Here is a 12,408-nt window from a genome sequence, read left to right on the forward strand (position 1 = left end):
CAGCCCCCTGGGAGGATAGGAAGTTGCCAATCTTAAAAAAGTGCTTCTTTAGCTCAGTTGGTAGAGCACACGACTGTTAATCGTGTTGTCGCTGGTTCGAGCCCAGCAAGAAGCGCCATTTTTTTATTTTTTGTAAAAATAATTTTAAGGGGAGAATTTAAATGGAGAATACAACTAGACAATTTTTTCAAGAAAATTTAAAAAATCAACAACAAAAAATTAAAAATAGAATAATTAAATTAAAACAAAGACGATTTTCATTGTTCTTTATAATAGTAATATTGATGGTTTTAAGTTCAATTAATATGGTTAGTGCGGCTTTTTATATGAAACCTGAAAATATAAAAAAACACTTTGTATACATATTAATTTTTTTTATAATATATCTTTTTATTGGCAGTGCTGGAAAGATTAAAAAATTAAAATTGACCTATAAAATTTTAAGTAATAGGAAAGTAAATGGATTTATTTTTTTAACAAGTATTTTTATTTTATTAGGAATGTATATTGGAGGAAAAATGAACTTACCATTTATTCCCAAAATAAATGGAGCTTATGGTTGGATAAATTTAGGGCCTGTTTCTATTCAACCAGCAGAAATTTTAAAATGTGCATTTGTTATAAACATGGCAAATTGTTTAGCAAGAGCGGAAGACAATGATTTGAGTGAAAGTGTGATAATAATTAATGCTTTAATATATTTAAGTGTTTATGGTGTTTTAATTTTAGCTCAAAAAGATATGGGAACGGCGATACACTATTTAGCAATTTGGTTATTTATGATATTTATGAGTAAATTAAAAGATAAGTGGATTTTAAGAGTTAGTTGTTTAGGAGGAGTATTTGGTCTAGGTGGATTAGCAGCAGTTTATAAGTATGCTAGTGAAGAAGGAGCATCCTATAAAATAATGAGAATAAAAAGCTATATAGATGGGTTGTTTTTTGGAAATTATTCAGATGATTATGGTTATCAAGTAAAACAATCTGTTTATGCTTTTGGTAGTGGAGGTTTATTTGGAAAAGGGTATGCTAATGGTGTGCAAAAGTATAGTTATCTTCCAGAGATACATACAGACTTTATAATGGCAACTTTTGGAGAAGAGTTTGGAATAATGGGAATGTTTGTAGTTGTTGGATTATTTTTTGCATTATACCACTTTATAATGGTTACAGGAAGAGAGTGTAAAAATTATTTTGGAAAATACTTAGCCTTAGGAATGGGAGCTCAAATAATAACTCAAGTAATAATAAATATATTTGTAGCTGTTGGATTATTACCTGTTTTTGGATTACCAATGCCATTTTTTAGTTATGGAGGAAGTGCTATGGTAACTATGGGGATTGCTTTAGGTTTAATTCATAATATGAATGTTGAATAAATATATTTTGATTTTTATATGTAAAAATGATATACTTTAATGTAAGAATATAGAGGATAAATATAAGGTAAGTAGTAAGAGATTAAAGCTAAAATCTTTAGTTTTAGTTCCTTATTATTTGCTATATTTATCCTCTACCAATTTAAAAGGAGGAAACTTAATGTTTAATGAAGTAAGCTTAAGCTTAGAAATAGGTGGAAGACAATTAACGTTAAAAACTGGTAAAATAGCAAGACAATCAAACGGGGCTGTAATGGTTCAATATGGTGATACAATTTTATTAAGTACAGTTAACAGAAGTAAGAGTGCTAGAGAGGGAATAGATTTCTTTCCTTTAACAGTAGACTATGTAGAAAAATATTATGCAGCTGGGAAATTCCCAGGAGGATTTAATAAAAGAGAAGCTAGACCATCAACAAATGCTACACTGTTAGCTAGATTAATAGATAGACCAATAAGACCAATGTTCCCAGAAGGGTTTCGTTATGATGTTCATATTGTAAATACAACACTTTCTTATGATGGAGTATGTGCTCCTGATTTTATGGGAATTGTTGGATCATCAGTAGCTCTAACAGTATCTGATATTCCATTTATGGGACCAGTAGCTGGAGTAGTAGTTGGAATGATAGATGGAGAGTTCATTTTAAATCCAACACCAGAGCAATTAAAAGTAAGTGAATTAGATTTAACAGTAGCTGGAAGTATGGATGCTATTAACATGGTTGAAGCGGGAGCAAAAGAGATCGATGAGGAAACAATGTTAAAAGCTATAATGTTTGCTCATGATAATATAAAGAAATTATGTCAGTTCCAAATGGAGTTCCAAGCTTTAGTTGGTAAAGAGAAAATAGAATTCCAAGCACCTGAAGTAATGCCAATAGTAAAAGACTTTATTGATCAAAATGGAGCTGCTAAATTAAAAGAAGCTGTTTTAACAACTGGAAAAAAAGCTAGAGAAGACGCTGTAGATCAATTAGAAGAGGTTCTATTTGAAGAGTTTGTAAATGCAAACTTCGGAGAAGAGGAAGTACCTGCAGAAGTAGTTGCAGAGTTTGCAAAATACTATCACGATTTAATGAAAGAGCAAGTTAGAGATGCTATTTTATACAATAAACATAGAGTAGATGGAAGAGCTACAACAGAAATTAGAGATTTAGCAGCAGAAATAGATGTTTTACCAATTGTACATGGATCAGCTCTATTTACAAGAGGAGAAACACAAGCATTAGTTGTAGCTACTTTAGGAACTAAAGAGGATGAGCAGTTAATAGATGGATTAGATGAAGAGTATTTTAAAAAGTTCTACTTACACTATAACTTCCCTCCATACTCAGTTGGAGAAACAGGAAGAATGGGAGCACCAGGAAGAAGAGAGTTAGGACATGGATCTTTAGCAGAGAGAGCACTAAGCTATGTAATGCCTTCAGTAGAAGATTTCCCATATACAGTTAGATTAGTTTCAGAAATAACAGAATCTAACGGATCGTCATCTCAAGCGTCAATCTGTGGAGGATCATTAGCATTAATGCATGCAGGAGTACCTATTAAAGAGCATGTAGCTGGAATTGCAATGGGTCTAATCAAAAAAGATGATGATTATGTTGTATTAACAGATATAATGGGTCTAGAGGATCACTTAGGAGATATGGACTTTAAAGTTGCAGGAACTAAGACTGGAATAACTGCTTTACAAATGGATATGAAAATTGCAGGAATATCAGAGGACATCATGAGAATAGCTTTAAAGCAAGCTTTAGATGCTAGATTACAAATATTAGAGTTAATGAACAGTACAATATTAAATACAAATGAGTTAGCACCAACTGTTCCAAGAATTCACCAAATGGTAATTCCAAAGGATAAAATTGCAGTTTTAATAGGACCTGGTGGAAAAAATATAAAAGGAATCATAGAAGCAACAGGTGCAACTATTGATATAGAAGATGATGGAAGAGTATCTATATTCTGTAAAGGATTAGATGTTTTAGAGGACACTATAAAGTTAGTAAATGGATATGTTAAAGATGTTGAAGTAGGAGAGGTATATTTAGGAAGAGTAGTAAATATAGCTAAGTTCGGAGCTTTCATGGAAATATTACCAGGAAAAGAGGGGCTTCTTCATGTATCAGAGATATCTTTAGAAAGAGTAGCTAATGTTGAAGATGTATTAAAAGTTGGAGACACATTTGAAGTAAAAGTAATTTCTACAGAAAATGGAAAAATCAGTTTAAGTAGAAAAAAATTATTACAAGAAATGGCAGCTGAATAATTTTAAAATTAAGGGGGATAACACAGAGGACTTCAACCTCTGTGTTATTTTTCCGTATAGAAATAGTAACAAAAAATGAAGGATGGTAAAAAATGAAATTAGGTTTAATAAGTTTAGGTTGTAGTAAAAACTTAGTTGACAGTGAGCACTTAATTGGGCTAATGGTAGCTAGAAAAGGATTTGAAATAACAAATGATTTAGAAGAAGCAGATGTTGTTTTAGTAAATACATGTGGTTTTATTGGAGATGCAAAAGAGGAGTCGATTCAAGCAATATTAGAAGTTGCAGAAAAGAAAAACTCTGGAAAAGTAAAAAAGATAATTGTTGCAGGATGTTTAGCACAGAGATATGCAGATGAATTAATTTCAGAAATTCCTGAAATTGACGCTGTAGTTGGTACAGGTGAAATCCACAAAATAGAGGAGATAGTAGACACGATTTTAGAGGATTCTAAAATTGTAAGATGTGATTCTTTTGAATTCTTAGCAGATGCAGGAACAGAAAGAATTTTAACAACAAATCCTCACACTGCTTACTTAAAAATAGCAGAAGGATGCAATAGAAGATGTACTTACTGTATTATACCTCAACTTAGAGGAAATTTAAGAAGTAGAACAATAGAGGATATTGTAGAAGAAGCAAAAGCTTTAGCAGCAAATGGAGTAAGAGAGATAAATCTATTAGCTCAAGAAACAACAGAGTATGGAATTGATTTATATAAGAAAAAAGCTTTACCTGATTTATTAAAAGAGTTAGTAAAAGTAGAGGGGATAGAGTGGATTAGATCATATTATATGTTCCCTAATTCATTGACAGATGAGTTGGTTGAAGTTATAAAAAATGAGCCGAAAGTTTGTAAATATTTTGATATTCCAATTCAACATATCTCAGGAAATATATTACAAAATATGGCTAGAGCAAAATCAGGAGATCACATAAAATCAATTTTAAACAAAATAAGAACTGAAATTCCTGAGGCAACAATTAGAACTACTGTAATTGTTGGATTCCCTGGAGAAACAGAGGAAGATTTTGAAGAGTTAAAAGAGTTTGTAAAAGAGTTCAAATTTGATTATGTAGGTGTATTTAAGTACTCTAGAGAAGAGGGAACTGTTGCACATGATTTAGAGAATCAAGTTCCAGAAGAGATAAAAGAAAAAAGATGGGCAGAGCTAACAAATTTACAAGCTGAAATTGCAGAGATAAAAAATAGAGCAATGATTGGTAAAGTTGTTGAAGTTATGATAGATGGTATTTCTTCAGAGAGTGAGTTTATGTTAGAGGGAAGAACTAGAGGACAGGCCTTAGATATAGATGGAAAAGTTTTAACAAATGACGGAACTGCAAAGCAAGGAGAAATAGTAAAAGTAAGAATAGAACAAAATTTTGAATATGACTATATAGGGGCAATTGTAGAAAACGAAATTAAATAGTCTTAAAATAAGGAGGAGTCAGTCTTGAATTTGCCAAATAAACTTACAGCAATTAGATTAATATTAGCAATACCTTTTATATACTTTTTACAAGAATCAGCAGGAACTACACATCATACTTCATATAGAATGATAGCGTTTGGTATATTTGTTTTTGCATCGCTGACAGATTGGTTAGATGGATATATAGCAAGAAAATATAATTTAATAACTGATTTGGGTAAGATAATGGATCCTTTGGCAGATAAAATACTTGTTATCTCAGCATTGGTAATCTTTGTAAAGTTAGATTATATTCCAGCATGGATGTCTATTGTTGTTATAGCAAGAGAATTTTTAATTAGTGGGATAAGAACTATAGCTGCGGCAAAAGGGGAAGTGATTCCTGCAGGAATTTTAGGGAAATATAAAACAACAACTCAAATGATTGTAATTATAATTATGCTGTTCTTTGGGCTAGGAAATACTCCTGAAAAAGAAACTTTGTATAAAGCAATTTATTTTTATATGACATTAATTCCAGTTATTTTAACAATTTGGTCTGGATGGGAATATTCAGTAAAAGCAAAACATTACTTTTTAGGAGAGAAATAAGGAGAAAATATGGGTTTAATTTACAGAATTATAAATTTAGCTTTTGAAATTATGAATATACTTATATTAATAAGAATAGTAATCTCTTGGTTAGCTCCATATTCAAGAAATGACTTTACAAATCTTGTATATGCTTTAACAGAGCCAATTTTAAAACCTTTTAGGACTTTAATACCTATGGGAAATGTTAGAATGGATTTGTCACCAGTACTGGCTTACTTTGCTTTGAAGATTCTAAGATATATTATTTTTTATTTATTATAATAGAATAGAGAGGCCAATGGCTTCTCTATTTTTTGTAGGAGGAACAAAAATGCACGAGATAGAAAGTGAATACCACATACCAGTTTTATATTATGAAACATTAGAAAATTTAATAACAGATAAAGATGGTATATATGTAGATTGTACTTTAGGAGGAGGAGGACACTCTGAAGGTATATTAAAAGAAATTAGCGATAAAGGAAGATTGATTTCTATAGACCAGGATGACCAAGCAATAGAATTTGCAAAAAAAAGGCTTGATAAATATGGGAAGAAATGGTCTGTATATAAAAGTAACTTTGAAAATATAGAAACAGTTTTATACATGGCTGGAGCTAATGAGGTTACAGGAATTTTAATGGATATTGGAGTTTCATCAACTCAACTGGATGATCCAGAAAGAGGATTTTCATATAGATATGATACAAAACTTGATATGAGAATGAATAGAGAAGAAGCATTGTCAGCTTATGAAGTTGTCAATGAATATGAAGAGGGAGAACTAGTTAGAATTTTCTTTGAATATGGAGAGGATAGATTCTCTAGAAAAGTAGCTAGATTAATTTGTCAAAGAAGAGAGGAAAAACCTATTGAAACAACTGGAGAGCTTGTGGAGATAATAAGAAAAGCTTATCCCCCAAGAAGTGAAAAACATCCAGCTAAAAAAGTTTTCCAAGCTATTAGAATTGAAGTTAATAGAGAGTTAGATGTATTAAAAAATGCGATAACAAAATCGTTCAATAGTTTAGAAAAAGGAGGACGTTTGGCAATAATAACGTTCCATTCTTTAGAAGATAGAATTGTAAAAAATATGTTTAGAGATCTTTGCACAGGATGTAAATGTCCAAAAGAGATTCCAATATGTGTATGTAACGAAAAACCTAAAGGAAAATTGGTGAATAGAAAGCCTATAACTTCAGGACAAGATGAGTTAAAATTTAATAACAGAGCACATTCAGCTAAATTAAGAGTTATCGAAAAATTATAAAAATAAAAGGAGGACCTGATGAAGAGAAAAAAAGTTTTATTGACACTTGTTGGTATAATTTTAATCTGGTCATTTTATGGGTACCTTATAAGAACAATCTCATATTTAGAAAAAAGTAATTTGAAGATTGAAAGAGAGTTAAAAGAGCTTGAAAAAGAGAGAAGTAAAAGAATATACGAATATGACTTACTCATGGATTTAAGTAAAATAGAGAAAGAGATGAATAAACAAAAAAATATGATTATTTCTGAAAAGATAAATTTCTTTAAAATAGATGATAGCTCTTTTTAAAAATAAAGGAGAGTATTTATGAAATTAGAAAAAGGACAAATAGTTGAAATTAAGATAGAAAAAATAGTCTATGGTGGAGAGGGATTGGGTTATTATAATGGCGAGTTTGCTATGTTTGTACCCATGTCTGTGCCTGGCGATATTTTAAGAGTTGAGATAATTTCTTTAAAAAAAAGTTATGGAAGAGCTTTAATAAAGGAGATTATAACTCCTGGAATTGAGAGAATTAAAGATTTAAATCATGTAACTTTTGAAGATTTTCAAGGGTGTGACTTTGGAATGCTAGATTACACTGCTCAGTTAAAATATAAAAAAGAGATGGTAGAAGATGTAGTGAGAAAAATAGGTAAAAATAGTGATGTTTTAATAGAAGATACCTTAGAATCGCCTATAGAAAAAAACTACAGAAATAAAGTTATTGAACCATTTTCTTTTAATGGAAAAGAAATTATAACTGGGTTTTTTAAAAGAAAAAGTCATGATGTATTCCAAGTAGAAGATAATATGTTAAACTCAGTATTAGGAAATAAAATAATTACAGAACTAAAAAATATTTTGAATAAAAATAAAATAACTGTATATGATGAAAAAAAGCATACAGGAATATTAAGACATGTAATGGTTAGAACAAACTCTTTTAATGAGGCTATGTTAGTTTTAATAGTAAATGATACAAAAGCTTCTGAGAAAATTAAAAGTATTTTAAAAGATGTAATGGATAAGTTTAAAGAGATTACATCAGTTTATATTTCGTTAAATGATAGAAAAACGAATGTAGCTTTAGGTCATAAGAATCTATTTGTTTATGGAGAAAAAACAATTAAAGAGGATATTGATAATATTCATTTTAATATATCTCCAACATCTTTTTTTCAAATAAACTTAGAACAAACAAAAAGATTGTATAGTTTAGCTATAAGTATGTTTGAAAATATAGAAAATAAAAAAATTGTAGATGCTTATGCAGGAACTGGAACGATAGGAATGATTCTATCTAAAAAAGCAAAGAAAGTTTATTCAATAGAAATTGTAGAATCAGCCGTAAAAGATGGGATTCAAACTGCAAAAGAAAATAATATAGAAAATGTTCAATTTATATGTGGGGATGTAAATAAAGAACTAGGAAAATTAATAAAAGCAGAAAAAGTGGACTCAATAATTTTAGATCCACCAAGAAAAGGGATTGATGAGGAAAGTTTAATAAATATATCTAAAGTTGGAATAGAAGAGATTGTATATATATCTTGTAATCCATCGACTTTTGCTAGAGATATAGAAATTTTAGAAAGAGAAGGATATAAGTTAGTTAGAGTAAAACCAGTAGATATGTTTCCTCAAACAAGTCATATTGAAGTAGTGGGAAGATTAGTTAAAAAATAAGGAGGACTTTATGATAAAGTTTTTAATATTCGCAGTAATTGCATATGTATTTGGTTCGCTTCCTTGTGGTGTTTGGTTAGGAAAGGGAGTTAAAAATATTGATATAAGAGAGTATGGAAGTAAAAACTCTGGTGCAACAAATGCTTATAGAATTTTGGGACCAAAGTATGGTATAATGGTTCTAATATTAGATGCTTTAAAAGGATATATTCCACTTTATATAGCAAGTTTATTTGATATTGGTGGTATATATATTATATTATTAGGTTTGGTAGCTATATTAGGTCATACTTTTTCATTCTTTTTACAATTTAAGGGTGGAAAAGGGGTAGCAACAAGCTTAGGTGTTTTTCTTTTCTTAATGCCAAAAGTGGTAGGTATTTTGGTATTAGTATTTATACTAGTGGTAGGAATTAGTAAATACATATCTTTAGGATCAGTTATATGTGCAGGATTATTACCAATTTTAGCATATTTTCTGCCTGTAAGAGATGATGTAACTAGAATTCCATTAGTGATAATATCTCTATTAGTTGGAATATTTGTAATTTATAAACATAAAGCAAACATTCAAAGACTTATGGAAGGAAAAGAGAATAAATTTAATTTAAAGTAAGGAGATAAATTAAATGGAAAAAGTAGTTGTAATAGGAGCAGGAAGCTGGGGAACAGCTTTAGGAATGATTTTAGCAAAAAAAGGTTATGAAGTTGTAATGTGGGAGCATAACAAAGAGATTGCTGAAAAATTAAATTTAGAAAAAGAAAATAAGAGATTACTTCCAGGAGTAAAATTTCCTGATAATCTAAAAGTTACATGGGAGTTAGATGGACTTTTGGCTAATGTTAAATATGTCATTTTCTCTGTGCCATCACAAGTATTAAGAGGTGTAATGGCAAGAGTATCTTCACAAATTGAAGAGGGTATGATATTAATAAATACAGCAAAAGGAATAGAAGTTTTAAGTGGAGAAACATTATCTCATGTTATGAAAGATGAGATAAAAGGAAAATACCATAAAAATATAGTGATTTTATCTGGTCCAACTCACGCTGAAGAGGTAGCTCAAGAGCTACCAACAACTATAGTTGCTGCTGGAGAGTTAGAGAAGGCTAAAAAAGTTCAAGAGCTATTCAATACAGAGAACTTTAGAGTTTATGTAAGTGAAGATATAGCAGGTGTAGAACTAGGAGGAGCGGTAAAAAACTGTTTAGCAATAGGAGCAGGAATCGCAGATGGACTAGGTTATGGAGATAATGCAAAAGCTGCCTTAATAACAAGAGGAATCGCAGAGATGATAAGATTTGGAAAAGTTATGGGAGCTGATGAAAGAACGTTTTCAGGATTGACTGGGATTGGGGACCTAGTTGTAACTTGTGCTAGTCAACATAGTAGAAATAGATATGTTGGTGAAAGACTTGGAAAAGGTGAAAAAATAGAGGATATTTTAAATAGCATGGTTATGGTTGCTGAGGGTGTGCCTACAGTTAAGGCTGTATACGCTAAAAAATTGGAATTAGGAATAAGTATGCCAATAGTTGAAGCAATTTATGAGATAATATACGAGGGAGCAGATACAAAAGAAAAGGTTAAAGAGTTGATGACAAGAGAATTAAAAGAGGAATTTTATTAAAAATAAGATTTGTAAGTTATACTTAAATTATTAATTACATTAAAAAAATTCATAAATAAAACAATTAAATAAGCAACACGGAGATTCAAAATAGAAAAAGATAACTAATGAGGGTATGGGGTGTGTATGACAGAAAAAGATTTAGTTTCATTTTATCTAGATGATATAAAAGTGTATGAAGTGTTAGGAAAAGATGAAGAGATATCACTTTTAAGAAAAGCAAAAAATGGTGATATTGAAGCAAGAGAAAGATTAATTTTATGTAATTTGAGATTAGTAGTTAATGTGGCTAAGAAATATGGAAGTAAGGGTATGAGTTTTATAGACTTAATTAGTGAGGGTAACTTTGGTTTGATTCATGCAATCGAAAAGTTTGATGTGGAGAAAGGTTATAGATTCTCAACATATGCTGTGTGGTGGATCAAACAGGCTATAAGTAAAGCTATAATAAGTAAGGGAAGAGAGATAAGAATACCATCGTATAAACATGATATGTTGAATAAAATAAATAAATTTATAATGGATACTGTTATGTTAAAAGGGGATTATCCAAGTATATATGAAATATCAGAGGGATTAAATATAAATTTAGAAAAAGTTCAAGATTTGATGATGGAGTTTCAAGAAACAATCTCTCTTAGCTCTCCAATAGGGGAAGATATATGTTTAGAAGATACTATAGCAAGTGAGATGCACAATGATTTAGAAGATAATCTGATCAGAGAGATGAGTACATCTCAGATAAAAGAGATACTAAATAAGTTAAATGATAGAGAAAAACAGATATTAAAACTTAGATTTGGATTTGATGGAAATCAAATTCATACTTTAGAAGATATTGGGCAAAGTTTTAGTATAACGAGAGAAAGAGTAAGACAGATTGAACAAAAAACATTAGAAAAATTAAGAATACGTTATAGTGACTTACTAAAAGGAAACTATTACTATTAAAAGCAAGGAGGTTAAATTGATTTTAAAAGTTAATAGATTAGAATTTCTAAAAAAGATAAAAATAGTAGAAAAAGCAATCAATGAAAATAAAATTAGACCCATAATCTCTTATGTCTATATGGAAACAAGAGAGAATAGATTATGGTTTTGTGGAACAAATTTAGAGTTAACAATATCAACACATATGGAATGTGATGTGATAGCAGAGGGAAAAGCTGTTTTTCAACATAATTTAGTAGAAGAATATTTAAAAGAAATCAAAGACGAAGAGATTACTTTAAATATAAACGAGGATGTTTTAACAATAGAAACATCTGATTCAGCTTCTGAGTTTATGTTAATGAATGCAGAGGAGTTTCCTAAAATTCAGGAGTCAGAGTTAGAGGATAAAGAGTTTGAATTTAAATTAAAAAAATTAGATTTAGCTGATTATTTTGATAAAGTAAAGTTTTCAGCCTCAATGTCTAGTGATAATCTATCAATAAATTGTATAAGAGTAGAGATTGAAAATAAAAAAATAAAGTTTATATCTACAGATACTTACCGTTTAACGTATTTAGAGCACGATTACTTGGAAAGTGATGGAACTTTTAAAGTTAGTATTCCTATAAATACGATAGACGCAATCTCTAAGTTATTAAGAAATGGTAACGAAGAGGAGATTGCATTTACGCAGAAAAATAAGCAATTATACTTTAAGTTAGGAAATATATCAATAATAAGTAGAGTTATTGATTTACCATTTCCAAACTATAAAACAATATTAGAAGCTAGTGGATATAACAAAAAATTACAAATAAGTAGAGTTGAATTCGAAAAAATGTTAAAAAGAATTCAAATTTTTGTAAAAAATAATTCAGAATCAAAGTTTGGAGCAATATTTACCTTATCTGGAAATGATATTGAAATTGAAGGAATAGGTGAGATTGCAAAGGCTAAAGAGATTGCAAAAGTAAATTATGAAGGAGATAATCTTAAGATTTCTTTAAATGTGAAGTTCTTATTAGAGTTTGTTCAATCAAGTGATAAAGATATTATCACATTGGAGTTTACAACATCAAATAGTGCTGTAAGAACAAGAAATATACAAGAAGATAATTATACTTATATAGTAATGCCTTTAGCTTTGAAAGACTAGATCATAAAAACTAGCTTACAGAGTGAGCTAGTTTTTATTTTGCAAAGATAAATTCTTTATGGTATAATTTGGATAATATTTTTTCAT

12 protein-coding genes and 1 tRNA gene are annotated in these 12,408 nt (G+C 29.8%); all 13 read left to right on the top strand.

Going from position 1 to position 12,408, the window contains the following annotated elements; translation table 11 throughout:
* Positions 1-42: 42 nt before the first annotated feature.
* The 13 genes from ACRC8M_RS06580 to dnaN all read left to right on the top strand — a co-directional run bounded on the left by ACRC8M_RS06580 (position 43) and on the right by dnaN (position 12,321).
* Positions 43-118 (top strand) — tRNA-Asn (locus ACRC8M_RS06580).
* A 43-nt stretch (positions 119-161) separates the two neighbouring features.
* On the top strand, positions 162-1,379 hold the full coding sequence (locus ACRC8M_RS06585) for an FtsW/RodA/SpoVE family cell cycle protein (RefSeq protein WP_438528404.1): 1,218 nt from the start codon (positions 162-164) through the stop codon (positions 1,377-1,379).
* 160 nt (positions 1,380-1,539) lie between these two features.
* Positions 1,540-3,651 carry a polyribonucleotide nucleotidyltransferase gene (pnp, locus tag ACRC8M_RS06590; protein ID WP_438528405.1) on the top strand — a complete coding sequence of 704 codons (2,112 nt, stop codon included), beginning with the start codon at positions 1,540-1,542 and terminating at the stop codon, positions 3,649-3,651.
* A gap of 92 nt (positions 3,652-3,743) precedes the next feature.
* Positions 3,744-5,084, top strand: a complete 1,341-nt coding sequence (rimO, locus tag ACRC8M_RS06595; RefSeq protein ID WP_438528406.1) for a 30S ribosomal protein S12 methylthiotransferase RimO — start codon at positions 3,744-3,746, stop codon at positions 5,082-5,084.
* A gap of 24 nt (positions 5,085-5,108) precedes the next feature.
* Entirely contained in the window at positions 5,109-5,678 is a 570-nt protein-coding gene (pgsA, locus tag ACRC8M_RS06600; RefSeq protein WP_438528407.1) for a CDP-diacylglycerol--glycerol-3-phosphate 3-phosphatidyltransferase, read from the top strand.
* A 9-nt stretch (positions 5,679-5,687) separates the two neighbouring features.
* The gene (locus ACRC8M_RS06605) at positions 5,688-5,942 is read left to right on the top strand and encodes a YggT family protein (RefSeq protein ID WP_438528408.1); all 255 of its coding nucleotides are present in this window, start codon (positions 5,688-5,690) and stop codon (positions 5,940-5,942) included.
* Between the two features lie 49 nt (positions 5,943-5,991).
* Positions 5,992-6,930, top strand: a complete 939-nt coding sequence (gene rsmH / locus ACRC8M_RS06610; protein ID WP_438528409.1) for a 16S rRNA (cytosine(1402)-N(4))-methyltransferase RsmH — start codon at positions 5,992-5,994, stop codon at positions 6,928-6,930.
* An 18-nt stretch (positions 6,931-6,948) separates the two neighbouring features.
* Positions 6,949-7,221 (top strand): hypothetical protein, encoded by a 273-nt coding sequence (locus tag ACRC8M_RS06615; RefSeq protein WP_438528410.1) that lies wholly within the window; start codon positions 6,949-6,951, stop codon positions 7,219-7,221.
* A gap of 18 nt (positions 7,222-7,239) precedes the next feature.
* On the top strand, positions 7,240-8,601 hold the full coding sequence (gene rlmD / locus ACRC8M_RS06620) for a 23S rRNA (uracil(1939)-C(5))-methyltransferase RlmD (RefSeq protein WP_438528411.1): 1,362 nt from the start codon (positions 7,240-7,242) through the stop codon (positions 8,599-8,601).
* Between the two features lie 13 nt (positions 8,602-8,614).
* Positions 8,615-9,217, top strand: a complete 603-nt coding sequence (gene plsY, locus ACRC8M_RS06625) for a glycerol-3-phosphate 1-O-acyltransferase PlsY (protein ID WP_438528447.1) — start codon at positions 8,615-8,617, stop codon at positions 9,215-9,217.
* A 13-nt stretch (positions 9,218-9,230) separates the two neighbouring features.
* Positions 9,231-10,232, top strand: coding sequence for an NAD(P)H-dependent glycerol-3-phosphate dehydrogenase (locus tag ACRC8M_RS06630; RefSeq protein ID WP_438528412.1), 1,002 nt, complete (start codon positions 9,231-9,233; stop codon positions 10,230-10,232).
* Positions 10,233-10,358: 126 nt separating this feature from the next.
* Positions 10,359-11,183 (top strand): sigma-70 family RNA polymerase sigma factor, encoded by an 825-nt coding sequence (locus ACRC8M_RS06635; RefSeq protein WP_438528413.1) that lies wholly within the window; start codon positions 10,359-10,361, stop codon positions 11,181-11,183.
* A gap of 16 nt (positions 11,184-11,199) precedes the next feature.
* Complete coding sequence (gene dnaN, locus ACRC8M_RS06640) at positions 11,200-12,321, top strand: DNA polymerase III subunit beta (protein ID WP_438528414.1); 1,122 nt, start codon at positions 11,200-11,202, stop codon at positions 12,319-12,321.
* Positions 12,322-12,408 lie beyond the last annotated feature (87 nt).

The organism is Cetobacterium sp. (assembly GCF_051653945.1).
Lineage (GTDB): Bacteria > Fusobacteriota > Fusobacteriia > Fusobacteriales > Fusobacteriaceae > Cetobacterium_A.

What these genes read in the sequence shown, in the direction of transcription:
- ACRC8M_RS06585 (WP_438528404.1), top strand. Translation starts at nt 162, where the DNA reads ATGGAGAATACAACTAGACAATTTTTTCAAGAAAATTTAAAAAATCAA.
- pnp (WP_438528405.1), top strand. Translation starts at nt 1,540, where the DNA reads ATGTTTAATGAAGTAAGCTTAAGCTTAGAAATAGGTGGAAGACAATTA.
- rimO (WP_438528406.1), top strand. Translation starts at nt 3,744, where the DNA reads ATGAAATTAGGTTTAATAAGTTTAGGTTGTAGTAAAAACTTAGTTGAC.
- ACRC8M_RS06605 (WP_438528408.1), top strand. Translation starts at nt 5,688, where the DNA reads ATGGGTTTAATTTACAGAATTATAAATTTAGCTTTTGAAATTATGAAT.
- rsmH (WP_438528409.1), top strand. Translation starts at nt 5,992, where the DNA reads ATGCACGAGATAGAAAGTGAATACCACATACCAGTTTTATATTATGAA.
- ACRC8M_RS06615 (WP_438528410.1), top strand. Translation starts at nt 6,949, where the DNA reads ATGAAGAGAAAAAAAGTTTTATTGACACTTGTTGGTATAATTTTAATC.
- rlmD (WP_438528411.1), top strand. Translation starts at nt 7,240, where the DNA reads ATGAAATTAGAAAAAGGACAAATAGTTGAAATTAAGATAGAAAAAATA.
- ACRC8M_RS06630 (WP_438528412.1), top strand. Translation starts at nt 9,231, where the DNA reads ATGGAAAAAGTAGTTGTAATAGGAGCAGGAAGCTGGGGAACAGCTTTA.
- ACRC8M_RS06635 (WP_438528413.1), top strand. Translation starts at nt 10,359, where the DNA reads ATGACAGAAAAAGATTTAGTTTCATTTTATCTAGATGATATAAAAGTG.